Origin of the sequence: Cellvibrio fibrivorans, assembly GCF_031457055.1 — a bacterium.
In the GTDB taxonomy this organism is placed as follows: Bacteria; Pseudomonadota; Gammaproteobacteria; order Pseudomonadales; family Cellvibrionaceae; genus Cellvibrio; species Cellvibrio fibrivorans.
Genome location: NZ_JAVDVX010000002.1, coordinates 459,756 through 486,253, shown reverse-complemented (window position 1 = coordinate 486,253; position 26,498 = coordinate 459,756). Strand labels below are relative to the sequence as shown.

Genomic DNA, 26,498 nt, shown 5'->3' with positions numbered 1-26,498 from the left:
AAGTCTGAGGACAACGGACTAATCAGCACTTCTAAACAGGTTATCGACACATACGGGAGTAGCTTTAGAATTTTTTTATGGCAGGAACCAACTATTTACACTGAGAATTACTAAATTTTATTGCAAAGGGTTATAAAGAAAAAAGAATCGTCAATTTATCGACCATAAGCATCTATCGCTCTTGCTGCACGAGAATTTTGACGCAATTCCGACGCGGTATTTTCACGATTAGCCTCAGCTAATGAAGCGAGCGCTTTATTTATTGCTTGAATTTCCTGAATCAAGCTTGCCGCTTTGGCTTCGAGGTCAGCTTGGGCAAGGGATTGCAGGTACTCTTGATCGTTAAGGGATAACAACCCTTGCTGGCGTTGTTGAACCAGAGTTTCAAAGGACTCCCAGTCACCCGCTTGGGCAAGGGATAAAAGTGCTTGGGATTGGCTGAGCGCACGGGTCAGGGGGTCTAGCAGGGAATCGATATCCATAAGCCGCTCTTCATAAAGGGACAACAGCAGACTAACTCTATAGAACAAGATTAGCAAAAAATAATTGGCCTGCGCACAAATTAACACTTACAGGCTATTACAACAGGCCAAATATTTATTCTCAGCTAACGCGTTTACCACTATAGGCATCTACTACTATAAATAGGTGAAGAGGGACAACTGACTTACTTTTGCAAAACTTTGATGAGATGCATTTAAAATTAGTGTCTGCATGGACAGTTGAATACTAGCCTCGCTCACATCCACACTTTCAAGACTGGCCAATACAGTTTTACTCGATAATGTAATATCCAGATTCAAGTCTTTTGCGCTTTCAAGCGTATTTAACCTTGCCCCGACCTCCCCTTGCACGGCAACCAAATTAGTCACTGTATTTTCAAGATTTGTCAGGGTTTTAGCGATCAGCTTTGCGAGCTCAGCCTTACTTACTGAAGTGTCTTGTACATTTCTCATGGCATCACTAAAGCGCGATAAGGTAGTCAATAAACCTTGTTTATCGGTAGATTCAACAAAAAAACTATCTCCAGGCTCCACCAACAGGCCACGTGTCGATGATGTGCCGATGCCTTGCGTATTTAAGCCCGTTACATCATCTAAAAAAGTGTTACCCCCTTTTATAGTGACCTTCGCATTAGACCCGGAAATAATACCCTGATCAGTCACCGTTAAACCCAAACGCATCAATTGCGCGGCATTGGCAGGATCATTAAATGCATTAGCCAGATCCGTTGCATTGGTAATGTTTTGATTAAACGTAATAAATTCAGTTTTCCCATTCACCTCCAACTGAAATGTTAAGGGAGTAACACTAAAATCGTGCGCAGCGGTAAACGCAAACGGTAAATTGACCGAACTGGTTCCACTCCCCTGTGTTGCAAAACCCAATGCAGTATCCGTATCTGCACTACCGTTACTGATTGTGATATTCAAGCCTGTCGGAGAATGAAACCCCGTAGCATCAACAGTAATACCTAAATTAGCTAATTTATCGGCATTACTATTCGGGGCGCCCACAGCACTGTTAAATGCTGCAGCCAAATCTGTCGCGTTAGTGACGTTTTGATCCAACAGCAAGGTTTCCGTTTTGCCTCCCACAGAAATGGAAATAGTGGTGGGAGTTAAAGAGAAGTCGAAAGCACCTATTGCACCAAAATCCAGATCTGCTGCAATTGCAGCCTCCCCAGGATAAGGATTACCCAATACTTGAAAACGCGCACCCGCCACCTCTATATCCACCCCGGCAATATAAGGTTGATCAACTAATAACTGTTTACCATTCGATTTTTGTGTAACGGTATAATTGATAGCAGCAGCTGTTTTGGTAAATGACACCACCAAATCATCAGGATACAAAGCATCAAATTCTGCCTGATCAAAGACCTGCCCAACGGTAATAATCGCTGGAGGATTGGATTTATTGGAGGCACTGGCTGAAGTATTAAATGTATTATGGCCGCTGGGGATATCAACAAATGCTTTTTTACCTGAATCACTCACAGCGACACTCACGGATGCAGACGCCTGCAAGCGTAATTGCCCCTCATCACCCAAATAATGAAAATTGCCTCCGCCATCGCCCACAAAAGGTTGGGTACCACTTTGATAACCGGCAAAAATATATTGACCGGAAGCATTGCGCGTATTTTGTAAATTCATCAACTCACTGAGGCGTGTATCCACTTCTGCCGCCAGTGCATCGTAGTTAGATGAAGTCATCACTGCAGTGTTACCGGCAGATACGGCCATCTCGCGCATACGATGCACGAGGTCCACAATACTTTGGAGATTGGTCTCTTCCAGATTCAAACTGTTTTCTGCCACATCAATGTTTTTTTTGTACTGTTCCGTACGCGCCAATTCCATATTCAATTGTAAAATGGTAGCTGCTGCAACAGGATCATCTGCAGGCGACAACACACGTTTACCCGTTGCAATTTGCTCCTGGGTTTTGGTGATAGCAGCTTGCGCCTGACCAATACCCAGATTGGCAATATTATAAATTTGTGTGGTAGATACACGCATAATGCATTCCTCAATAGCGGCAAAAAAGCGGCAAGGAATTGCCAATATTTTGCTGATATGAAACTCAACGCACAAACTGTTCCAACTTTTACAGAAAAGATGACGGGACAGGAAATAGCCACAGAGGAATTAAACAAGAAATGACAGAGTCTCAGTCACTGACAAGACTCTGATAAGGTCATGCTGTAAGGAGAAATTAACAGCGTGAATTATTACAAAGAACTCAACAAGGTATCAAACAATTCCCGAGCAACGGATATCACTTGCGCATTAGCTTGATAAAGTTGTTGGAATTTAATCAAATCCGCTGCTTCTTCATCCAAATTCACGCCGGAAATACCCTCGCGCATAGTTTGTGTTTGTTCTAGCAAGCTTTTACTAGCTTCAGTATTAATTTTTGAAAGGCTACTTTTCGTTCCCACCTCCTCAACCAATTTTGAGTAGCCATCAGCAAAGCTTAGGGTGCCGTCCTGCAGCGTCTTGATTGAGTCAAGAGCGGTCATCGCTAATGCATTACGGTTATCATTTTTTCCGTTGCTATTGAAACCTATTGTAAATGTATCCCCTGCTTTGGGTTGGCCATTGATTGCAACCTGATACCCGAGAAAAGACGAAGACGCAAAATCGGACAAACTACTATCACCAAACAATGGGCTATTAGTTGGTGATGTTTGCAGACTAATGCCATTAGCCATAGTGATATCAACACGGCCACCCACCGTTACAGTGCTTTGCTCCACGGTTCCCACTGTTAAGGGATCATCTTGCCCGGTTAAACGCACATTGGGATTTCCAGTACCATCATTGACATCAATGGAATTGATTCCCGCATTTGACGCAGATAAACGAATATCCAAATTAACGCCTGACGACGCTACCAAACGCAATTCCGGCATACCAGTAATTGGATGGTTGGTACTTTGTGCACGAATACCCAACGCTTTTAGATTTTCATTGGAATTAATTCGCTCCGCAATATAATCGTTAAATTCCGCTTCACTTACGTTTGGATTGGGGACATCGGAAGCAAAGGCATTGTTAGCGAAATTGTATTCCAGCAAATTTTCACCATTAACGGAAAGCTGTAATGGTGGTGCATAAGTAGTGTTATCAAAATTAATATCAGTAATGGTTGCAGTAGTAAACGCGTTGGCAGAAACACCCGATAGAGCACTAATCCTCGCAGCGGTTTGCGCAGCCGAAGCCCCAGGGGAGGTAGTAATGGTTTTGTTGGTAATTGCACCGGTTTGTGGGTCGCGAATAGTGAATCGCAATTGCTCAGCCAAATAACCATTCGATTGCGGCAAACTGGCCGCTGTCATAGGCCCGGGTAAATCGGGCGGCTCAGTTGCTGTTTGTGCAATGCGCCCTGCCGGTAAACCAAGCCGATCACCACTACCGGTAACACGTGCCTCACCGATATCGGTAGTAAAAATATTATTGCTTGCACCGGGAATAAACGTTTGGTCGCGCATGGCGGGAACCAAATCTTTTGGATTTGCCGGATCAGAATTATCCAAAACGTCGTAGGTCGTTTCAGAAGTAAAACGAATAATGATTGGTGGAGACAAAGTGCCAGGAGTACTGAATGCAGGCAAACGATTGCCATCAATATCGACCAGACTTAATACTTCACCCGCATTGATCAAACCACTACCCGAGTTGCTAGTATTGCCAGCCGTACGGATTGGAGCTGCAAAAGCCAAATCTTCTGGTCGTTTTATTTCCGCATGTATATCTCTGGAACCTTGTTTGGTTGGCTGGAGTGTAAACGTATCACCACCCTGAAAAGAGCCGCTGGTTAAATTTACCGTAATGCCATCGAATGAAACAGTGGCGGGATAAGCTCCAGTCAAAGTGCCCTGCTCCACCACATTTTTATCTGACAAACGGGTAATTACATAATTGCTGGTGTTAGGGACTATCTCAAAACGATAATCGCTGGTGGTCATCTGACTAATATCGTCAATGGTGACGGAAATATTGCGATCATACGGCTGCGCATTTTGTCCATGCACAACGCGATTAGCTGCTGATACAGGATCATTGATATCGCCAAATAATTTTTGACCGTAATCGCCATCCAGATCGATACCTTGTTGCTGCTGGGTATTGAATTGATCAGCAATTGCCAGCGCAATGCGCCCCAGTTCATTCATTGAGGGGTAAAGAACCTGCTCACGAAAACTCAACAATCCACCAACCTGACCACCGGAAATTTGCGCAGTCACATCAGCACTAGATGCATTGCTCTTTAGTTGGATTTTTCCGTCATTGCTGACACTGAATGAACTGACTTGAGTACCAACCACCAGTGGCTGGCCATTACCTATAAATATATTGACATCACCATCATCTTGTTTAATGACTTGTAGCGATACCAGCTCAGACAACTTACGCAATGCCTCATCGCGTTTATCCATCAAGTCATTGGGCTGATTACCATCACCAGATGCGCGTTTATCCGCAATTGCCTGATTTAATGATGCAATTGACTGCGCAAGCGAGCTCATTTGCGATGTAACAGTATCTATTTCACGATTCACACTCTTCTCAACATCATCCATGCGCTGATACAAATTATTAAAACGAATACTTAAACTTTCCACCTCGGTCACAATGAGTTGGCGGCCAGGTGTAGACGAAGGATCATTTGCGCCGTTTTGCATAGACGCAAAAAAAGTTTGCAGCGCCCCTGTTAACCCGGTACTCACATCAGCAAACAATTTATCCAGTTTACCAATATTGGAGTTATATTTATCGAGCTGATTAAAAGTCGATGTATCCTGGCGTAATTGTGCCGTTACAAATTCATTGACTATTCGTTCAATCGATACCGTAGTAACACCAGAACCGATAAACCCCGCACTACCGATATTTTGTTCCGGGCGAGTAGCATAGTTAACTTCCTGCCGCGTATAGCCCGCGGTATTGGCATTGGAAATATTATGCCCAGCGGTTCGCAGCGCATTCTGGCTAGCTTGCAACCCAGAAATGGCATTGGAGAGAATTCCAGACATAGGACTACTCCACTAATTTTCGGCCAGCAATGGCCGCGGTAGACAGTAAAGTTTGCGCCGACTGAGCCAGTTCATTAATCGTACGAATGGCATCACTATTTAGCAAACCTTTAATTTTTTTCGCGTAACCAGGATCAGTTGCATAACCTGCAGATTGTAAAGCGTCTGCATAAGCTGACGAATTTTTACCTGCACTCAGCGCTTGTTGGTAGCGCGGATTGTTCTTCATAAGATTGACGTAATCAGAAAAGCTTTCTGCGTAATTGGTGTATTTACGAAAATCTGACTTTTCATTTGTTGCTACACCATTGCGATACTCAAGAGTAGTGACATTAACTTTATCGCCCTGCCAACCCGTATTCGCTTTGATATTAAACAAGTTAAAACTATTTCCGCCTTGTTTGTCATGAATAACATGTTTTCCCCAACCCGTTTCCAACGCCACTTGGGCGATCAATACATCCGGATTAATATTCAATTCTGCAGCAGCTTTTTCTGCATGGGGTTTAAGCAACATGACAAAATTTTCCTGAGTGTTGCTTATACTGGCTTTTTGACCGGCGCGAATGTTAGAAGGTTGAACCTTATTCAGTAAAGCCGGCACAGCTACATAGTTGACAGAGGATATTGCAGATAGCTCATCACTCTTGGCATTTTCACCACCTAATAATGATTGCAATTGGGAGTTATCACTCATGCGCATAAAATCATTGATCCACTCATCCAGAGTGTCCGCATTTTCAACTTCATTAGACTGTGTAGCTATCGGTGATGTTGTTTGATGCTCAACGGGTTCAGGCAAAAGCCCGGTGTCATTACCGAAACGGGTCTGAGCGTCTTCGGGTTTCATTCCACCGCCATAATTTTTCAGCATTTGCTGGTAAAAATGATCTGCCAGCCCAATACCTGAACCACTGGTCAAATTGAGCACCATTTGCTGGTCAAGCATATCGCGATGAAAACGTGTGGTCTGACTATCAAAGTAATTGCCATCCCCGAATGCATCATTTGCTTCGCGCATGGTTTTTAGCATTTGTTGTACAAACATGGCTTCAAACTTTTTAGCTACCTCTTTTAATGCCTGCGGATCTTTGTCGCGCCCCATGGCCTTGATCGAATTCAATGAATTAGGATCGAAATAAGAATCCTTTACTTGCGACGCGCCAGCGCTGGCATCAATAGGCAACATTTAAATCACCACCAGTTCTGCTTTGAGCGCACCGGATTGTTTCAGCGCCTCCAAAATTGCCATCAAGTCACTGGGTGATGCACCGACGTTATTTACCGATTTCACTATGTCATCCAGATTGGCGCCAGGAGCAAATTTAAACATCGGATTATTTTCTTCTTCTGCTTGCACATTGCTACTAGGTACAACAACTGTTTGTCCTCCCGCAAGTGCATTGGGCTGGCTTACAGTAAGGCTTTCTGCAACGGATACCGTAAGACTGCCATGAGTCACAGCAACCGGTGATACGCGTACATTTTTACCGACCACAATAGTGCCAGTACGTGAATTGATAATGACCTTGGCAACCTCTTCGCCGGGAGTGACATCGATATTTTCCAGCATGGAAATAAAATCTACGCGCTGAGCCGGATTAACTGGTGAGCTGACCATAATAGAAACAGCATCTAACGGGCGAGCAACATCTGGCCCGAGCATGGCATTAATACTTTTTGCCAGTGCATTGGCAGTAGTGAAGTCTGCACGATGCAAATTAAACACAATTGGCTGGCCGCCAGCGAAATTAGTTTCCACCATACGCTCAACAATCGCCCCGCTTGGAATACGTCCCGCACTGGGAATGTTCACGGTAATTTTTGAGCCGTCATTACCTGAGGCACTGAGTCCACCTACAACCAAATTACCTTGTGCAACCGCGTAAACTTTTCCATCAAGACCTTTTAAAGGGGTCATTAACAAACTACCACCGCGCAAACTTTTCGCATTACTAATAGATGAAACCGTAACATCAATAGTCTGGCCTGGTTTTGCAAACGCGGGCAACTCCGCCTGAATCATTACGGCCGCAACATTTTTCATTTGCATACGCGCACCTTCCGGTACCGTAATGCCAAATTGTTTAAGCATGCTATTGAATGATTGGGTTGTAAAAGGAGATTGGGTTGTCTGGTCACCCGTGCCATCTAACCCAACCACTAAACCATATCCAACCAATTGGTTGGCACGTACCCCTGCGACACTGGCAATATCTTTAATGCGCTCGGCTTGGGCGACACTGCTCAATGCCAGAGCCACACCAAACAGCAGAAACAAAAATTTACGCATAAAAATACCTCAGGTTAAAAAACTACGCTTATATCAAATCACAAAGGCCATAAATCGCTATTAAAGAAACGCGACAACCACCCCATGGACTGGGAATTGGCCAACTCACCGGTACCGCTGTAAGAAATCTTTGCATTCGCCAAACGGGTAGAAACAATAGTGTTATCCGGTGCAATATCGTCTGGGCGCACCATGCCGCTGATGCGGATAAATTCGTCGCCACGATTGAGTGTGATCCACTTTTCACCTCGAACAATTAAATTTCCATTAGGTAAAATCTCCGCAACAGTAACGGTGATATTACCTTGCAAGCTGTTGCTTTGATCTGCGTCGGAACTACCATCAAAGGTTCGATCCTGTTCAAGCGTGGTGGTTAACTCATTACCTTTAATCGTTGGATTAACACCTAACAATGGCCCCGCATTAAAATCCACTGTGCTTTTTTTACCCGTTGCAACGCCAGAGGATTTTCTCGATACGGTCCGCTCGCTCAAGGTGACGGTAATAACGTCTCCCACAAAATGTGCTTTTCGATCATCAAATAAATTAAGACCATAAGCAGCCTGATACAGGGAGCCTTCAGTGCGTTGCGGCATCGGCATATTGGCTGCGATTGTCGGCGCATAGGCAGGATCATCTGGCATGGGTTTTTTGTTAGTAAAACAACCACCAAGACCGATAGAAACTAAAACCACAATCAGTTTGGTGAGGAGTTTTTTACGAAACAAAAGAGCGCGCATAATCAAATCACTCAATTAGAGATTTTGGGTAATGTATTGCAACATTTGATCGGCCGTAGAGACCACCTTGGAATTCATTTCGTAGGCGCGCTGGGTGGTAATCATATTCACCATTTCCTCTACAATATCCACGTTGGAATTTTCCAGCATGCCCTGCTTGATTACGCCCAAACCATTTTCACCAGGAGTGCCTTGAACCGGGTTTCCACTCGCTACAGTTTCCACAAATAAATTCCCACCAATTGGTTGCAAGCCAGAATGGTTAATAAAATCTACCAAGGTAATATCACCCAATTGTTGGGGTTCTACCTGACCGGGAGTGTACGCATTCACTGTACCCGTCGTGCCAATCGTAATTTTGTTGGCCCCTTCCGGAACAATAATCGCGGGCTCCAATAAATAACCATCAGCATTGACTAATTGACCTTCACCATTAATTTGCAGCTGGCCATTACGGGTGTAGGCAATAGTTCCATCGGGTTGGAGCACTTGTAAAAAACCATGGCCATCAATAGCAACATCCAATGATTGTTCGGTGACTTGCAATGTACCTTGGGTAAATTCTTTTTGGGTTGCAACAACCCGCACGCCCGCACCCAATTGCAAACCCGATGGCAATTCAGTTTCCTGGGTTTGTTGTGCCCCCGGTTGACGCTGGTTTTGATAAAGTAAATCTTCAAAAACGGCACGGTCACGCTTAAAACCGATGGTGCTGGTATTGGCCAAATTATTGGAGATAGTGGTTAACTGACGATCTTGTGCTGACAAGCCGGTTTTACTGACATAGAGTGCGGCATGCATGATATTTTCCTCGGGTTAATTACTTGTTATCTGCACAAGTATTAAAAAATGTTTGCATCAATTACGACATCTGCAGCAGCTGTGCAGAACTGGCTGAGTTCTCTTCCGCAGTCTTCATGATTTTTACTTGCATTTCATATTGGCGAGCGAGGCTGAGAATTTGCGTAAATTCCTCAATCGCATTGACGTTACTGCTTTCGAGCATGCCGCTACGCAAAGTGACTTCCACCGCTGGTAATGCAAGTTGCCCATCGCGCTGGCGAAATAAACCGTCATCACCTTTTTCAATCGCTTGGATATCGGGATTTACCAATTTGATTTGCCCGACCTGCACCATGGCTTCAGGCCCCTGCCCCTGCCCAACGATAGAAATAATGCCGTCGGCGCCCACCTGAACTTTTTCATTTTCGGGAATATTGATGGGTCCACCAGCACCCAACACTGGCAATCCATTGGCTGTACGCAGCATGCCGGTAGCGTCCACCGTCATATTGCCAGCACGGGTATAGGCCTCAGTGCCGTCAGGTGCTTGCACTGCGATGAAACCATCTCCCTGGATAGCCACATCAAGAGGATTGTTGGTAGCGATCATTGCGCCAGGAGTAAAGTCTGCGCGTGGGGATTCAGTCATCGCATAGGCTCGGGTTGGCTGGCCATCGCCGTAATACACTCCCATGCTGCGCGACTGCTCAAAGTCAGCACGGAAACCGGTTGTACTGAGGTTGGCGAGATTATTGGCGCGGTTGGCTTGCGCCAGCATGTTGTGCTTGGCACCGGTCATGGCGATAAAAAGCGCTTTGTCCACGATATGTCTCCAGTCGCTAGCAGTCTGGAACCTGGTAATTCAGGTGCTGCTAGTTTTTTGGCGGATTTGCCGTTACTGGAGGTTTTGCAAGAGCGGTGCCAATCTTTGCGATAAAACTAACACATTGAAATAAAAGGATATTTTTATAATTTTCTATGACGGCACAAGGTGATGCGCCTGTCTAACTTTAAGGAAAAATAGAAAGCGGCAAAGAGCTTCCGCTCTTTGCCGCTGTTTATTCTGATGGTTGGCCGCAATTTGTCGCGCCCTAATTGATTACCTCAAATTAATAATTGTTTGTGTAGTAGCGTTTGCCGTCTCAATGGTTTTTGCGTTCGCCTGATAGTTACGTTGCGCAATGATCAGGTTTACCAACTGCTCCGACAAATCCACGTTAGACTCCTCCACTGCACCGGCCGTAATATTGCCCAACTGCGCAGAGCCGGGTGCGCCGATAATCGCTTCGCCCGTTTCGAAGGTCTGCGCCCACATGGTATCACCCACTGGTTTTAAACCTTCAACGCTACTGAAGTTGGCCAATGCTACCTGTCCCAAGACTTGTGCCTCGCCGTTAGTGAAACGCGCAAACACAATACCGGTATTACTGATATCCAACCCGGCCAAGCGACCAGTGGCATAACCATTTTGATCCAATTCTTCTACCGCAAATACGCTGCCAAATTGCGTACTACCCGCTAAATCAATTAAAAAGTTGGAGCTTGAAGGCGGCTCTGCCACCGGGATTGTTCCACCTTGCAATACATTCAATGGAGCCAGCGCACCTATGGGTTCACCATCCTCACCTAACGGAGTCCAGTTAGAAATGAGCATCGCATCGGTTGCGAACTCATCAATCGTACCGTCCGGGGTGAAGTGGAGGTTAAATTCAGCCATTGTTGGCTCAGTATTTTGGGGAGACGGCAAAGACGGATCAGGATCACCTACATTTTGGCCATCAATTTGTACGTACATTTTCCAATGGTTAGCGGAGGTAGCAGGGTCTGCCGAGTCATAAGGCTGTTTTACAAAGTACTGGCGCATAACATGCGCATTTCCCAAGCTGTCATACACAGTAGTCGATGTTGCATGGTTAAAGGTTTTCTGATCAGTGGGGCTAAATGCATTGATGGGAATTGGGGTGAAAAAGTTAGGGATATTAATAGAACCAAACATGCTTCCACCAAAGACTGGCACTGTGGGGGCACTACTCAAAACGGAATATCCTTCTTGCATGGTGACAGTGACAGTACCGCCAACAACTACAGCGTTAACATCATCATTCACAATCTGTGATGCGCCTTGTGAACCTTGAACTTCAGCCGAACCACCGGCAGTGTCGAATGCAAATTCGAGGTCGCGCCCAGTCGCGGAGGTCACCACCAAATTGCCGTTGGTGTCCACTTCCGCAGAGATCCCAAAAAGAGTTGATGAGCTTAGATCATTAATCTCATCCATCAAGACTGACATATTGGTAGAGTCACTCAGTAACACCCCATTCAACTTGAATGAGCCATTATTGGAAAATACCTTGGGCGGAACAGCTAGAGGATCATCGGCAAATAAAGTCGCTGTGGTAGTAGCAGTGGCCGAAATTCCTGCCAATGCATTCAATGCCGATGCAGTTTCATTAGCACCCGCACCATATTCACTGATAAAGGGAAGATCAGTTCCGTTTGGACCGCGAATAATCAATGTCTGCGAACCATAATCATTGGTAACCTTGGGAATACCCTGGGTATGCGCGGTAGGATGTGCAACACCGGGAACGGCACTATCCACAGCATTTAGTGCCGTTGTTAAGGGGTTAACATCCGATGTGGGATCTACAGTGATAGTGATAGTAGAAGCAACACCGGTTGCCATATCGCGGAACGATAACTCACCTGTTATATCGTCCACGAAGGCTTGTACGTTCACAGCTGATGGACTGTCAAAGTTGGCAGAGTTAATTAAATTGGCCAGCGCTGCAGGAGATGTTGCGGCACCTGAATTTAAAATCAAATCCACATCATCAATAACCGTTCCTGTTGGATCTATGCGGGTAATATTAAATGATGTCGTATTGGTGGGACTAAAAGTAATAGGTACAAAACCGGTGGTGATATCGCCGACATTCAAGTTTGTGGTGGTAGCAACCTTAGCACCCACTTTTGCCAAATTGATGCCAGCACCATTAGTCGTAAATTCAGAGCCGGTAGTTTCCAAAACCAATTCATTAGAATCGAGATTGAGCGATGCACGCACAGCCGTTGTCTGACGAGGCTCCTGCGAACTTACATCAACACGTAAATCACCCAACACCCCGCTAACATTACCATCAGCATCCGCAGCGAAACCTTGTAACAGCGCATTTGTACCGTTAACGATGTAACCGTCTTTATCCAATCCAAAAGTACCGGCACGGGTAAACAAACGTTCACCATTTTTTTCCACTACAAAGAAGCCTTCACCATTGACCGACATGTCCAATTCATTTTGCGTAAATTTCAAATTACCTTGGGTAAATTGCTGGCGGATATTTTGAATAGTCACACCACTACCTGCAGTATTTGAACCGCCACCAAGCAAGGTGCTGGTATATACATCGCCAAATTCCGTGCGCGAGGACTTGAAACCAATGGTGCTCGCATTGGCGATATTGTTACCGGTCACTTGCAGATCGGTATTAGCCGCACGAATTCCGCTTAACGCTGTATTGAAAGACATAGTACACCTCGACCATAACGATTAATGGCTAAAAACTTAGTAAGTTATGACGCAACTTTTAGAAACTATTTAGTCAATTTTTAACGTAACTATTTTTAAACCAAATAATTTTTAAACCAAATAAATTTTAAACCCAACAAATATTAATTAAATTGTTTAACATCTTTGGCATCCACTGCGCCTATACCTGCAAGATTCAAAATAAGCGCACCATTCTCGCCAATAGTCACACTGTTCACATTAGCGCTGAGTGATGTATTCAATGCTTCAGATTTTCCATTTTGGGTCGCTGTGATTTCAAAACGGTACTTACCGGCGGCGGCAACTGAATCTTCATCGGCCTCCCAATCCAGCAATTCACCATTCACTTCCAGATTCTGACCATCCCAACGGAATACAGCTTCACCGGCTGGCACATCGCCGACAGGGATGGCTTGTACAAGTGAACCGGTGCTGTCATAAATACTGACTTTCATATCTTTGGTCGGATAGGTTAGGTCAACACTGCCCGCTACAATTCCACCTTTGACCAAGGTGCTGGTATCCGATTCCACCGTCACACTGCGACCAACCAAGGACGATGCTTGCAGCGCATTATTAGACATAAAACTATTGAAGCTGGTATTTAAACGCTCCAAACCTTCCACCGAACTAAACTGTGCCAGTTGCGCCACAAATTCACTGTTGTCTTGCGGACTTAATGGATTTTGGTTGTTCATTTGCGTGATCATCAATTCAAGAAACGCAGCCTGACCCAATTCGTTGGTGTTCTTTTTTGTTTCTTGTTTTTTAGTGATGCTGAGATTGTCGGTAACGTTGTTAGTTGCTGTTGCATTAGATACAGTCATGATTCAGCCCCTTATTGACCAAGCGTTAAAACGCGTTGAACCATTTGTTTGGCTGAATTCATCACTTCCACATTCATTTGAAATGAACGCGACGCGGCAATCATATTCGCCATTTCTTCAACCGGATTGACATTGGGGTAATACACATAACCTTCGTCATCCGCTTTTGGATGCGTAGGCTCGTAACGGCGTTGCAGCGGTGCATCGCTCTCTACAATTCCGAGCACTTGCACTCCCGCAGCAGCATCAACTTCGTTATCGCTGTAAGCGCCTTCAGTAACGCTGGCACGCATGGCATCTTGCTGGATGGCAGCAAACACAGGTTGGCGGCTGCGATAGACTTCATTCACACTGGAGCTGGCCGATTGCGCATTCGCCAGGTTGCTGGCGGTGGTATTTAGACGCAAACTTTGTGCGTTCATACCGGTCCCGGCGATATCAAAAATATTTCCAAGTGCCATGATTCAATACCTACAAAATGTGTTCAGAAAAAATGCTCACCAAAAACCAATAGCGGCTTTACTCGCCGCGAATCGCTGTGCGTAACCCGGTAAATTTACTGTTTAGAAATTGAAAGCTCGCCTGAAATGCCAAGGCATTTTTCATGTATTCCGCGTGCTCAATTTGATCTTCAACTGTGTTGCCATCAATGGATGGCTGTTGTGGTGTGCGATAGAGAACATCGCCTTCATCTGCCGAGAAACCACTAGCATCAATATGACGCGATTGGGTGGTAGAGAGATCAAAGCCTTGGGATGCATTCATCTTCTGGTTCAACGCTTGCTTAAAATCCAGATCTTTTGCTTTGAAATTCGGGGTATCAATATTGGCGAGGTTATTTGCAAGTACGCCCGCGCGCTCAGAGCGAAAGTGCAGCGCTGATTCGTGGATACCAAGTGCTTTGTCGAAAGAGATAGACATATCAGGTTCGCCTTCTTGAGATGACAGGTGGCAACCAAAGTGGTTGTAACCTTTTGTTATCTACAACAAAGCAACGCCTGTGCCAATGAACAAAAATAAGCATAACCTATTGTTTTTAAAGGATTATAAAAATCAAAAAGAAAGGTTTTTAAAAAGCGGCAACAGGCAAGCGGCAAAGGTTTTCCGCTCATGGAGACGAGCTGCAAGGGAACGGCAAATGGCGCCCAAAAAAGAAAACCGGGCTAATAGCCCGGTTTTAAGAAAATTCTGGCAATCCAAAAAACTAAATCGCTTTGTAGAGAATACCCGGCTCACAGCGCACCATTTCAAACAAGTCGGCCGCACCGGCCAAACCTTCTGACGAACCGAGAAAAAGAATGCCTTGCGGCTTTAAGGAGGCGTGGATTTTTTGCAGGATCTGCCGCTTCAAATCGGCATTGAAATAAATCAGTACATTGCGGCAGAAGACAATATCGAACTTGCCCAACGCAGCGTAGGAATCCATCAAGTTGAGCGAGCGGAAATCAATGCGCTCTTTCACCAGGCTTTTCACTCGCCACACGGTTGGCGTCGGGTTATCGAAATAACGCTCCAACCTTTCGGCAGATAAGCCGCGCAGTACCGATAGTTTATCGTATTCACCGCGCTTGGCCTGATCCAGTACAGTCGACGACAAATCGGTAGCAACGATTTGTACCTGCCGCACCAAATTACCCATCGCCTGACGCTTGTACTCCTCCACCATCATGCTGATGGAATAAGGCTCCTGCCCCGATGAACAGGCGGCAGACCAAATGCGCACCGGACCATACATGCGGTTATTGCCCGCCATTAATTGCGGCAATAAGGTATTTTTAAGATGGTCGTAGGGATAGTTGTCGCGAAACCAAAAAGTTTCGTTAGTGGTCATGGAATCAACCACCTGGTCTTTCAATTTGCGGTTGATCCCCAATTTTAATACGCGCACCAATTCACCAAACGAGGCGATATTATTTTCTTCCAGAATGCGGCGAATACGGTTGGTTACTAAATATTGTTTGTTATCGCCTAGCGAAATACCGCAGGCGTCTTCGAGGAATTGACGGAATTGATCAAACTCGGCTTGGTCAATATTGTCCCGACCTGCCGGCTTGGCAAAAGGTGACTCTTTATTAATCATAGGCTTCCAATGTAAAACAATTGCCGCGCGTCAATTCGCAACGGCAATACAAAGTCAGGCTTGCTCCGGTGGCAACAAACTTTCACCGGTAATCGCCAGAACGCGATCGTTCACGCGCTTTGCCAGCTCATCCGGATGGAACTTCGCCAGAAAATCATCTGCACCCACCTTCCGCACCATGGCTTCGTTAAATACGCCACTGAGTGATGTGTGTAGGATGATATGCAGCTTTTTCAGTTCCGGATGGTTGCGCACCTCAGCAGTAAAAGTGTAACCATCCATTTCCGGCATTTCGATATCGCAGATAATCATGATGAGTTCTGCGTAAGGATCTTTTCCTTCTTTGATCAAGTCTGTCAAATATTGGAAACCTTCCGCTCCATCTTTTTTGACGGTGGTTTTAATTCCCATGCCCTCAACTACCCGCTGGATTTGTTTGCGCGCAATAGTCGAGTCATCAATGATCAACACATGTTTTTGTACGACGCGGTCAGCTATGCCATCTTCAATTACACCCGCACTGACTTCTTCACGCGCAGGTGATACTTCGGCAAGAATTTTCTCTACATCAATAATCTCTACCAACTGTCCATCTACCTGGGTCACCGCAGTGAGGTAATGCTCGCGGCCCGCGCCTTTGGGTGGCGGATGGATATCACCCCAATTCATATTGACGATGCGCTCGACTGAACGCACCAAAAAGCCCTGTGCAGTGCGATTGTATTCAGTGATGATCACAAAACAGCTTTCGATATCCGGCAACTCGCGACGGCCGATCGCAAGATTCATATCCATTATTGGTATGGTGCCACCGCGGATATGGGCAACACCACGCACAACCGAGCTGCGACCGGGGATCGCATTAAGTTGTGGGCACTGCAGCACCTCTTTCACTTTGAAAACGTTAATGCCGTACAACTGCTGACCGCCAAGCCGAAACAACAGGAGCTCCAGACGGTTTTGCCCAACCAGCTGTGTACGCTGATTGACACTATCCATTACACCAGCCATGCAATTACCTCGTTTATTCTCAAATTTCCGGCTCAGGTCATCTGCAAATTGGCCACAGCTATACGGCACAGTATTTGCTTTGATGCTTAGTAAAGCAGCTTAGCGGCAAAAAAGTGTCAGGCTTTAGTCGTTAATGATCCAGACTGGCACTCAGTTCTTACCCTTGAGGATAGGACAAAATATGGAACTTCCTAGTTTTTATAGAACTTTCTTGCGGAATATTTTGCGCCATAGCCCGGGCGTAACTGCAGCATCAGCTCTATTGTTCGCCTACTCGTCTCCAATTGGTGCCGCACCAGTTTATCCACCACTGCAATTGAAACAGGACATAGCCAGTTTTTTGACGAAAGCATATTCAACGATTGAGCATGAACGTATCGACATCAGCGTAAGCAATCTGGACAACCGCCTGCGCCTGGAAACCTGCGCATCACCACCCATATTCACCACTCAGGACACGACAGGTTACGGGGGAAACATTAGCGTTAAAGCCACGTGCGAAAGCGGCAAGAAATGGTCAGTACACGTCCCGGCACAGGTCAATATTTACCGCCCAACGCCTGTGGCGCAGGGCAATATAGCTCGCGGCGAGCTAATCACCGGCGCGCACATCACCACCCAAGTGATGAATATCAGTGATATTCGCCAGGCTTTTCTGGCCACTACGAGCGACATTATTGGCAAACAAGCCAAGCGGAATATTAGCCGGGGCGAACCCTTTAAATCTGCCGCTCTCGATGCCCCCACTGCGATTAAGCGCGGTGAAATTATCATCTTGGAAGCGCTCGCGGGGAGTATCAAGGTCAGTAGCGCAGGCACCGCAATGACCGATGGCCGCATAGGTCAAACAATCAGGGTGCGCAATAACTCATCTGAGCGGATCATCAGCGGAATAGTTGTTCGGCAAGGGGTAGTCCAAACCCTCTGAATTGTGAAAGTTTTTTTAATTTATTGCTAAAGTTAAGCAACAGCTGGCCGATAGCCTGCTAGGGACTCTTTAAATACACAGCGTTGGGCTAAATTAAAGAGGATCCTTTGTCACGACATAGCAACCGCGGCATTTTTACAGTTAATCGCTGATGGGGTTAATCGCCATTGGCAAACAGGGGAACAAAATGAACTTTAACACCAACAACTCACTGGACTCTGTGGGCACCAAAGGTACCCGCAGCAAGCCCGCAACACCGAACACGGCTGAGGCAAAAGCACCTGTCCCTGCCGATATTGCCCCCTCAAACAAGGGCGTTGGCGATCAGGTGGTGCTGAGCCAAGAAGCGCAAACTTTGGGTCGCTTGCAGGCCAAAATCAATAATGCACCAGATGTTGATATGGATAAAGTCGCCGAAATCAGACGCGCCATTGCAGAGGGACGCTTTGAAATCAACGCTGAGCGAATCGCTGAAAACATGCTTAATCAAGAAAATCTGCTGAGTTAATACTCCGGATCGGATCGACTGAGGCCTTATAAAAGCTCTCCCCCGGCGCTTTTTATTTTGCCCCAGTCCGCGTTACGTTGTTTATGTAAGTTGCTTTTCCCACATGAAGAGGTTGCTATGTCTCTCGATATCACTTTACTGCGCCAGATGATTACGCAGGATTCTGCTGCTATTTCCCAACTCAAACACTTGTTAGCGCAAGAGCGCATCTTGCTTGAACAGCGCAAACAAGATGAACTCCCACAAATTATTGAGCAAAAGGCCATACTGGTCGAGCAGCTAAATAACAGTGCCAAGCAACGTCAACAAATACTAAACACACTCGGCTTACCGGCTAATGCAAATGGTTGGGATTTATTTTTGCAGCGCAATGCAGCTACCCTACCGCTGTGCGATGAATGGAAAATACTGGTGAGTGAGTTTGAAGATTGCCAAAAAATGAACGATATCAACGGCAAAATGATCGCTCGGTCACAACAAACACTAAGTCATCTGCTTGGCTTGCTACGCGGCAAAGTTGCAGCACCAGCACTGTACAATGCACAGGGTGCTAAAACCCAGCACACATCCTCCTACACAGTAGCCAAGGCGTGATAACCGCATAACAAAAAGGGCACAACCACGGGGTTGTGCCCTTTTTGTATTTAATGAAAAGCCACCTTGGATTCTGTAGCAAAACTTCTTACAATGCCCGCCGCTTAGCGCATCCGGTAACCCCCTACGCCGGTTCTTTCGCGTTAACCCATTCAGTCCTCATAGCTTAAACGGATAGAGCACCTGCCTCCTAAGCGGGCGATCCAGGTTCAATTCCTGGTGGGGACGCCACTTTATTATGGCTGTAAAAAAATACCTCATCGCCGAAAAACTTCCTTCATCGCCTTCTCCTGTGCAAGCTTATTAAACAGCTCATCCAGATAGAAGATTTTTTGTATTAACTTTTATCCAGTGTGATCGAAGTTAAATTCAGGCGCGACAAAAGTGAAACAACTAATTCCTCAGGCTCCGCAGATACATCAAATAATTCTCCAAGACACCCATTGGCACCCGCTTGCAAAAGAGATCGCTCTTCCATAACAGTCGTCATCTCGAATTCCGATTCATTAAGCGCGCGTGCGCCTTGCCTAACCTGAATACGACGAAGATTTTCCTTCAGAGACAAAGTAAGTAGAAAGCAACACAGTTTACTGTGGGGAGCGATGACCCTCAGTTTCTGTTGCAAATCATGAAGCTCCTCCGGCGAGCGCCAGATATGATTGATAACAAAATGTTTATAGCCATTGCCCTGATGGTGTTCGATTAGTAGCGACAACATCGTATTCAGATATTCAACTTCATCGGGCGGTGGCGGGTTCATGGCGATAACATAATCGCCATCCAGCATCACACATCCCTCTATTTGCTCCATGAGCGCTTCCGCAAGTGTTGACTTACCTATACCAAGAGGACCGTTAAGAATAATAATCATGCCGTTACTCATACTTTATTTTCACGATAACTATAGGTATTTTTTGTAAATTGGATTAAGCAAAACCCATGACCAAAAATTATGATGCTGTATTATTGTCAATATCCTGAAGTGGACGAATATCAATAACTCCTCGTGCGCGGGCACAAGGAGTATTTGAAACGAGTTCGATCACATCTTCCACACAGCTTGCTTCAATTACCGAAAACCCGGCAAGCGGGAGCTTGCGCACGGCGTATTCCTCTTCGGTAATTTCAAGATTGTAATTCCAATTGCGTACCGATGTAACTGCAGTTGTTACCGGCGCTACAAGATTTCCGCGCGCCCGAATTATGTCGTCGTAGGCGAGCGCTTCCTGCTTTTCATTGTCGTTCAACGAATTCCATCCGTCTTCATCGCCATACGCAAGGCACAAAAATCTCATATGGGTAAACTCACGGCCAAGGCGCGGGAGTAACGCTCACGTATTGGGCTCCGCCCTCAGAAGGCTCAGGCTCCAAGGTTTGCGCATCGAGCCCACAAGCAATTTTGCGAAACTCCTCCTGCACACGAGCAAAGGCCTCCTTGTGTAGGGAATGTTCCTTGTTAGGGTTATTTTCAATAACCCATTCGATCAGCGTGTTTATTTTACTGTTTAACTCCATAGCAAATGCCACTTTTTCCGGTGCTTTAGACATCACCTACTCCACTATCAATGAATGTTAATATCCGGCAAATATTCTTGCCGCATAAAATCCTGCCAACGCAGAAATGGCACTGACAAAGGCGCCCCACGCCATATCAACTAACGTGAGGGATAAAGACCAACCTTTTAATGTCGCCATATTGGTCAAGTCATAACTGCCATAGGCAATAACACCTAATCCCAAACCCAGACCGACAGCCATCAACCAGTTTTGCTCACGCAATGCCGGGCTGATCGCAAATAAAACCAACCCCGCGAGATACAGCATATAAAAAATTATTGCCGGAACGATTCTGATTTCTACAGCCATGAGCTCCCCCATGTGTGATTGATAGAAACTTTTAGCGATAAGGGTTAACCAAACAAAGTCCATTACACAAAATACAACCGCCGCACCGAGATAAGCAGCAATGTAGGGCATAGAAATTCACCATCACAAATTGATAATGATCGCAGCCGGGAGAAAAAAGGTCTGTGCGGTAGCTAACGTGAAAGGAGAAATCGACTCATTCGTTGCAGGTATTGATAGAGAGAGTAAATACTAATGAAAATCGCGCGATTTTAACGACAATGAATCAATACGCGCTGAACAGTCATGTAATTGGCCTGCGATAACATGAACCACCGGGCTGGAAACATTATCGTTATTCACTTCAACTGTGCCTTTGATTAACAATAATCTGGACGTCAGTAAAGCTTGGCGAAAGGTTTCCTGGGTGCCCTTCCAGATAATGACATTAATATTGCCTGTTTCATCTTCCAGCGTTAAAAACAAAGCACCACTGGCAGTGCCGGGGCGCTGCCGCCCGGTCACCAAACCGGCGACGCGGACAAAACTGCCGTGGCGGAGATCTTTAAGTTCGGCGTATGTTTTACAACGGTTAAATGGATATTCATTTCGCAACAATGACATCAAATGCGGGCGCAGGCTCAAGCCAAGCGTATCGTAGTCATTCAACACATCCTGCTCAACTGTGGGGGCAGCCGTAAACAAATCATCCTGATCAGTAGTTTCTGCATGATCCAGGAATTCAGAAAAAGAATTAATTGCCGCTGCTGCCCAACGCGATGCATGCCTGTCACCGGTTAAGCTGCGCAATACATCGGCAGATGCAAGATATTGCAAATCGATGGCCGTTAAAGTTGAGCGCCGAGAAAGATCTTTCAGCGAGTCGAATGGTTTTTCAGCTCGCCAGACCTCCAACAATTGTGCCTTATTGTGATCCAGATTTTTTATTTCACAAAAACCCAAGCGTATTCCAAATGGATGAGAGGAAACAGAATGTGCAACCTTTTCCAATCGATGCTCATAGTGACTGCAATTAATATCCACCGGCAATACTGCAATATCATGGCGCCGCGCATCTTGAATCAATTGCGACGGCGAATAAAATCCCATCGGCTGACTATTTAATAACGCACAATAAAATGCTGCAGGATGATGGCATTTTATCCAGGATGATGCATAAGCCAGCAGCGCAAAACTCGCAGAATGAGACTCAGGAAATCCGTAGCCACCAAAACCTTTCACTTGCTCAAATAAGCGAACAGCAAAATCCATTTCGTAACCACCTTGCAACATCCCATCAATAAATTTTTTCTCAAATTTCATTAACGTACTGTTTTTCCCCCAACTCGCCATTGCGCGACGCAACTGATCTGCTTCGCCACCGGTAAAACCGGCGGCCACCATCGCAAGGCGAATGACCTGCTCTTGAAAAATAGGAATTCCAAACGTTGCGCCTAATACTTCTTTTATCGCATCGTTGGGCGAGTCGTCGTCTTCAAGTCCATTCCTACGCCGCAGATAGGGATGTACCATGCCACCTTGAATTGGACCGGGGCGAACAATCGCAATTTGTACTACCAAATCATAAAACTTTCTCGGCTTCAAACGCGGCAACATCGACATTTGCGCACGCGACTCAACCTGAAAAGTTCCTACGCTATCGCCTGCGCACAGCATTTCATAGGTAGCAGGATCTTCAGGTTCAATATCCTTTAACGATTGAATTGCCGGATTGTAGCTGTGGATATAATCGAGTGCCTTGCGCAATACCGTCAGCATCCCCAATGCCAGCACATCAACTTTGAGCAAACGCATAGCTTCCAGATCTTCTTTATCCCATTGGATTAAGGTGCGATCTGGCATGGATGCATTTTCAATAGGAACCAAATCGCTAATTTTATCTTGCGCAATAATAAATCCCCCCACATGTTGGGATAAATGTCGGGGAAAACCGAGAATCTGGCTTACCAAAATAAAAAAATGCTTCAACACTTGTTGTTGCACTTGCAAACCGGAAGCTTCAATTCGTTTAACAAGATCGACAGGCTTATCCCACCATGCGAGCGACTTTGCCAGTAAATCAACCAATGTATCTTCCATGCCCAAGGCTTTACCCACATCACGCACAGCACTGCGTGAACGATAAGTGATAACAGTCGCTGCAATAGCGGCGCGCTCACGCCCGTATTTAGTGTAAATATATTGAATAACTTCTTCGCGGCGGGAATGTTCAAAATCCACATCAATATCCGGTGGCTCATCCCGCTCTTTGGAAAGAAAGCGCTCAAATAGGACCTTGATTTTGTCAGGTGAAATTTCTGTAATGAACAAGCAATAACACACCACACTATTGGCTGCAGAACCTCGCCCTTGGCATAAAATATTCTGCTGACGAGCAAACTGCACAATGTCATAAACGGTTAAGAAAAAATATTCGTAGCTTTCTTCTTCAATTAAACGCAATTCTTTTTCAATTGTTTCTTCTACATGAGAAGGAACGCCATTGGGCCAACGATCATGTTTTCCATAGTCGACTAGCTTGCGTAAATATTGAATGGGCGTGTAATTTTCAGGAACTAACTCTTCAGGATATTGATAACACAACTCCTCCATAGAAAAAGTACATAAATCAGCGATTGTGCAAGTTTCCTGCAGTAACGCATCTGGATACAGGCGCGCCAATTGCTCAAGGGATTTAAGATAAGCCTCGGCATTAGGTTCAAGCCGTGTGCCCAGCTCATCTATAGAAGTATTGTGCCGAATAGCAGTGAGTGTATCTTGTAGTGGTTTGCGCTCTTTGCTGTGCATCAACGCATGGCCACAAGCCACCAGCGGAATATTTTTCTTGCGGCTGAGCGCTAACCAGCGCGGAAATACTTCTTGCTCACCACCCCATAATTGATGATCAATACCAATCCATAACCGATGTTTAAAGGCGTTATAGAGTTGATCGATCACCGTTTCCGGTTCGATAATATCGCTGCCTAACTGCCCCAACCAGATGATTAAACAATGCTGCAAGCGGAAGCGCAGATCTTCAAAATGCGCTTCATATTCGCCCTTGGATGCACGGCGACGCGCAAGCGTGATAAAACCAGAGAGTTCCGCATAAGCAGTGCGCGTCGGAGCAAGTACGACCAAACGCATGCCATTACTGAGCGTAAAACGGCTGCCTACAATTAATTTAACATCCAATTCTTTCGCTGCAACAAAGGCTTTTACAACACCAGCCAATGAACACTCATCGGTAATCGCAATCGCGTCATAACCTAATTCAGCAGCGCGATGCACATATTCCGGCGGATGCGAAGCACCGGTCAGAAACGTAAAATTGGTCGTACTGAATAGATGGGCGTAGCGCATGGAAAACTACCCGTAAATACCTTGCACAAACCACTGCTTTTTGTGCAAATCGCGAAACACCCAGAGGCGCACATAATCGTTGCGCTGTGCTAAAAAATAATCGCGCGCACTTGGCGCTTTCCACCAATTACCTTGCAAGCGCTCAGGGCCAGAGAGCAAGGTTAAATATCCACGCCAATACAATCCCCGCTTGCGCACTTCAATTTCAATCGGCGATTTAAATAACCAACACGGCCGCAGCGATGCTAAATGGCGATCTGGCAATTTCTGGTTAGATGGCTGGTTAAGTGCAATGAGCTGATTGCTTTCTTCGGGAATATAACTATCGCGGTAGCTGAGCTTGTAAATGCAGGCATCACCCAACCGGGCTTTTAACTTTGCAGCAGTCGTCGTAAATGCCTGGCTATTATGTTTGCGCCTGGAATCAAACTCCAACAATTGCGAGTGCGTTTGAATGGGCTGGATATTGCGACAACTCAATGTGAGCGTATCCACCTCAAAAGGAAGGTCGCGGTTTTCCAATTGGATCAAGGTGAGGTCAAAAAATAATTGCCAGTGGCTTTGCGCTGTATCGGCGTAAATCGCCATAACCTCTTTGCTGTGATAAATATCGGCCAGCGTCCATTCAATTTGATGGGTTTCCCATTGGCGCTTGCGTAAAAAATCGGCTAATTGCTGCAACAAATGTTCGACCGGCACTTGCAGCTGGTCAATTTGATGGATGGGATATTCAAACTGGATTTCTTCATTAAAAAACTCCTGCGGCTTGTACATCACCACCGGTTTTTCAAATAGTGACGATTGCTGAAAATCCTGATCGATACCAAAAATATCGCATAGTGTTTTTGCAAACTCTTGCCCGAACCGTTTTTTGATACTGCTGATCGATTGCGCCGCAATTTGCCGAGCAATATCACCGAAAGTTATAAAACCGGTTTTTTCCAGCGTATCAACTTGAGCGGGATAATCATGCAACAACTGAATCGGCAATTGCTGCAATCGCTCCACAAAAACCGGTTTGCTTTCATTGCCGTGAATATCGTAATGAACAAAGGATAACAGCCAAGCCGCTTGCGCCGAGTGCGCCAAGCCTATCGCCAAAATCAGATTTTTTGCGGCAAAAAATTGCAGGACTTTTTCAACAAACGCGTGTACACCACCAAACAACATTAAGCAGCTGGAAATTTCCAACAACAAGCCCGACTGGGGAACCTGTTTGCTCGTATAGGTTTCGATATAAGGGGTAAACGCGTACAGCTGCGCTGAAAGTTCTGCCAATAATTTGTGTTCATGCCCAAGATTACGCTCTTGGTGAATGCATCCACTTAACAGCTGCGCGGTCGATGCATCCATGCCCTGCACTACACCTCTGGCTATAGCTGCAGCATTTGCCCAGATCACATGCCGCTGCTCAAGAATTGCTAAAGCGGCATCATGGTGGAGATCAATCGCAAGCGCGTGGGCAGGTAAATCCGGCAAGCGCAGTGCAAGCCAAAGGCGATCTGGACGAGAAGTTGCTCGCATAATTACTTACGGCCACGCCGCCCTCCGCGCTGGGGCCGAAGATGAACCACATTGGATTTGGGCTTGCCGGTTTGATCCAGCAAATGATGCGGCGCAAAACCTTGCCAATTATGTGGCAGCGGCAATAACACCGGCTGCATAAGCGCAGCCAGCTCACCTTTTTGTTTGAAGATACGCACCTGCAAATCCTGCGCTTGCAGGCTAATGGTCAGGCGCAAACTGGCTGGTGAACTTTGCTCGGCAGCTGCCGCCGGGCGAAATAACACATACAAACCCTGCCCTTCTGTCGCCGCCAATTGGCATTTGCGCAGCTCCGTGTAATTCAAAGATTGCGTTGGCTGCCACGCCAACACCGCCTCGCAGGCAGTGGCGCGGGTCAGCTCAATAAAACTGAACAGGAAATCAGCCTTGTTGCTGCTCTCCACTACCAATACCCGTTCCAGATCTATCCCCGCCTTGATCAAGGCTTGCGCAAAAGGCATGCAGGGAGGGTTGAGCAATACAATCAAACCCTGTGTATCAGTTAATGCCGGAGTCAACAAAAGCCATTCCGATTGCACAAAACCCTGCTGACAGACCTCAACCAAATTAGCGGACGGCCAGCCGCCACCCAACAACTGCGCATTCAGCGCGCTATAACCCGTATCCCGTGCGGGTGATGACGCGAGCCTGTGCGAGCCACCGCGCCAGATATCGCGACGGCAAAGCAATTGCTCCAAATCCGGGACGCTTGCCTGCGGATTATCGGGGGGATTGGGGGTCATAGTGGAGATTTTTCAGGGCTCGATAACTGTATTGATATACAGTATAGTGGCAACCCCCTGATCAGCGTCAAGCAAAAGCATTAGACTATTTTGCGCTAATCGAATCGCTCAATTGGGGTTGTATTATTTAACGTTCACAAAAT

Annotated in this window: 24 protein-coding genes and 1 tRNA gene; 4 read left to right on the top strand and 21 right to left on the bottom strand. The window is 46.0% G+C overall.

Annotated elements, in window-relative coordinates:
* Positions 1–155: 155 nt before the first annotated feature.
* The 14 genes from J2X05_RS06985 to J2X05_RS06920 all read right to left on the bottom strand — a co-directional run bounded on the left by J2X05_RS06985 (position 156) and on the right by J2X05_RS06920 (position 16,829).
* Positions 156–482 (bottom strand): flagellar protein FliT, encoded by a 327-nt coding sequence (locus tag J2X05_RS06985; protein WP_310070495.1) that lies wholly within the window; start codon positions 480–482, stop codon positions 156–158.
* 156 nt (positions 483–638) lie between these two features.
* Positions 639–2,525 carry a flagellar hook-associated protein FlgL gene (flgL, locus tag J2X05_RS06980; protein WP_310070492.1) on the bottom strand — a complete coding sequence of 629 codons (1,887 nt, stop codon included), beginning with the start codon at positions 2,523–2,525 and terminating at the stop codon, positions 639–641.
* A gap of 212 nt (positions 2,526–2,737) precedes the next feature.
* Positions 2,738–5,545: a flagellar hook-associated protein FlgK gene (gene flgK, locus J2X05_RS06975; RefSeq protein ID WP_310070489.1), complete on the bottom strand. Its 2,808-nt coding sequence runs from the start codon at positions 5,543–5,545 to the stop codon at positions 2,738–2,740.
* A gap of 4 nt (positions 5,546–5,549) precedes the next feature.
* Entirely contained in the window at positions 5,550–6,734 is a 1,185-nt protein-coding gene (flgJ, locus tag J2X05_RS06970) for a flagellar assembly peptidoglycan hydrolase FlgJ (protein ID WP_310070486.1), read from the bottom strand.
* Complete coding sequence (locus tag J2X05_RS06965; protein WP_310070483.1) at positions 6,735–7,838, bottom strand: flagellar basal body P-ring protein FlgI; 1,104 nt, start codon at positions 7,836–7,838, stop codon at positions 6,735–6,737.
* A gap of 38 nt (positions 7,839–7,876) precedes the next feature.
* Positions 7,877–8,578 (bottom strand): flagellar basal body L-ring protein FlgH, encoded by a 702-nt coding sequence (flgH, locus tag J2X05_RS06960; protein ID WP_310070480.1) that lies wholly within the window; start codon positions 8,576–8,578, stop codon positions 7,877–7,879.
* 15 nt (positions 8,579–8,593) lie between these two features.
* On the bottom strand, positions 8,594–9,379 hold the full coding sequence (gene flgG, locus J2X05_RS06955) for a flagellar basal-body rod protein FlgG (RefSeq protein WP_310070478.1): 786 nt from the start codon (positions 9,377–9,379) through the stop codon (positions 8,594–8,596).
* Between the two features lie 61 nt (positions 9,380–9,440).
* A complete protein-coding gene (gene flgF, locus J2X05_RS06950) occupies positions 9,441–10,184 on the bottom strand; it encodes a flagellar basal-body rod protein FlgF (RefSeq protein WP_310070473.1) in 744 nt (247 codons plus the stop codon).
* Between the two features lie 276 nt (positions 10,185–10,460).
* Positions 10,461–12,890, bottom strand: a complete 2,430-nt coding sequence (locus tag J2X05_RS06945; RefSeq protein WP_310070471.1) for a flagellar hook-basal body complex protein — start codon at positions 12,888–12,890, stop codon at positions 10,461–10,463.
* A gap of 143 nt (positions 12,891–13,033) precedes the next feature.
* Positions 13,034–13,738: a flagellar hook assembly protein FlgD gene (locus J2X05_RS06940; RefSeq protein WP_310070470.1), complete on the bottom strand. Its 705-nt coding sequence runs from the start codon at positions 13,736–13,738 to the stop codon at positions 13,034–13,036.
* A gap of 11 nt (positions 13,739–13,749) precedes the next feature.
* Entirely contained in the window at positions 13,750–14,199 is a 450-nt protein-coding gene (gene flgC / locus J2X05_RS06935) for a flagellar basal body rod protein FlgC (protein ID WP_310070468.1), read from the bottom strand.
* Positions 14,200–14,257: 58 nt separating this feature from the next.
* Positions 14,258–14,659, bottom strand: coding sequence for a flagellar basal body rod protein FlgB (flgB, locus tag J2X05_RS06930; protein ID WP_310070465.1), 402 nt, complete (start codon positions 14,657–14,659; stop codon positions 14,258–14,260).
* A gap of 283 nt (positions 14,660–14,942) precedes the next feature.
* Entirely contained in the window at positions 14,943–15,818 is an 876-nt protein-coding gene (locus tag J2X05_RS06925) for a CheR family methyltransferase (protein ID WP_310070463.1), read from the bottom strand.
* Between the two features lie 54 nt (positions 15,819–15,872).
* A complete protein-coding gene (locus tag J2X05_RS06920) occupies positions 15,873–16,829 on the bottom strand; it encodes a chemotaxis protein CheV (RefSeq protein WP_310070460.1) in 957 nt (318 codons plus the stop codon).
* A 181-nt stretch (positions 16,830–17,010) separates the two neighbouring features.
* Between J2X05_RS06920 and flgA the strand changes: the two genes are divergently transcribed.
* The 4 genes from flgA to J2X05_RS06900 all read left to right on the top strand — a co-directional run bounded on the left by flgA (position 17,011) and on the right by J2X05_RS06900 (position 19,090).
* Complete coding sequence (gene flgA, locus J2X05_RS06915) at positions 17,011–17,757, top strand: flagellar basal body P-ring formation chaperone FlgA (RefSeq protein ID WP_310070457.1); 747 nt, start codon at positions 17,011–17,013, stop codon at positions 17,755–17,757.
* 187 nt (positions 17,758–17,944) lie between these two features.
* Complete coding sequence (flgM, locus tag J2X05_RS06910; protein ID WP_310070454.1) at positions 17,945–18,265, top strand: flagellar biosynthesis anti-sigma factor FlgM; 321 nt, start codon at positions 17,945–17,947, stop codon at positions 18,263–18,265.
* Between the two features lie 117 nt (positions 18,266–18,382).
* The gene (locus J2X05_RS06905) at positions 18,383–18,859 is read left to right on the top strand and encodes a flagellar protein FlgN (RefSeq protein WP_310070452.1); all 477 of its coding nucleotides are present in this window, start codon (positions 18,383–18,385) and stop codon (positions 18,857–18,859) included.
* Between the two features lie 155 nt (positions 18,860–19,014).
* A tRNA-Arg gene (locus J2X05_RS06900) sits at positions 19,015–19,090 on the top strand.
* Between the two features lie 106 nt (positions 19,091–19,196).
* Here J2X05_RS06900 and J2X05_RS06895 read toward each other — a convergent pair.
* From J2X05_RS06895 to imuA, 7 genes are all read right to left on the bottom strand, one after another.
* Positions 19,197–19,742, bottom strand: a complete 546-nt coding sequence (locus tag J2X05_RS06895; RefSeq protein WP_310070449.1) for a Gar/GrdA family gentamicin resistance ATP-binding protein — start codon at positions 19,740–19,742, stop codon at positions 19,197–19,199.
* Between the two features lie 67 nt (positions 19,743–19,809).
* Positions 19,810–20,154, bottom strand: coding sequence for a YciI family protein (locus tag J2X05_RS06890; protein ID WP_310070446.1), 345 nt, complete (start codon positions 20,152–20,154; stop codon positions 19,810–19,812).
* Positions 20,155–20,164: 10 nt separating this feature from the next.
* Positions 20,165–20,407 (bottom strand): hypothetical protein, encoded by a 243-nt coding sequence (locus J2X05_RS06885; RefSeq protein WP_310070444.1) that lies wholly within the window; start codon positions 20,405–20,407, stop codon positions 20,165–20,167.
* Between the two features lie 24 nt (positions 20,408–20,431).
* Complete coding sequence (locus tag J2X05_RS06880) at positions 20,432–20,836, bottom strand: DUF2177 family protein (RefSeq protein ID WP_310070442.1); 405 nt, start codon at positions 20,834–20,836, stop codon at positions 20,432–20,434.
* A 120-nt stretch (positions 20,837–20,956) separates the two neighbouring features.
* Positions 20,957–24,067 carry an error-prone DNA polymerase gene (locus J2X05_RS06875; RefSeq protein ID WP_310070440.1) on the bottom strand — a complete coding sequence of 1,037 codons (3,111 nt, stop codon included), beginning with the start codon at positions 24,065–24,067 and terminating at the stop codon, positions 20,957–20,959.
* Positions 24,068–24,073: 6 nt separating this feature from the next.
* Positions 24,074–25,591, bottom strand: a complete 1,518-nt coding sequence (locus tag J2X05_RS06870; RefSeq protein WP_310070439.1) for a Y-family DNA polymerase — start codon at positions 25,589–25,591, stop codon at positions 24,074–24,076.
* Positions 25,592–25,593: 2 nt separating this feature from the next.
* On the bottom strand, positions 25,594–26,355 hold the full coding sequence (gene imuA / locus J2X05_RS06865; RefSeq protein ID WP_310070437.1) for a translesion DNA synthesis-associated protein ImuA: 762 nt from the start codon (positions 26,353–26,355) through the stop codon (positions 25,594–25,596).
* Positions 26,356–26,498 lie beyond the last annotated feature (143 nt).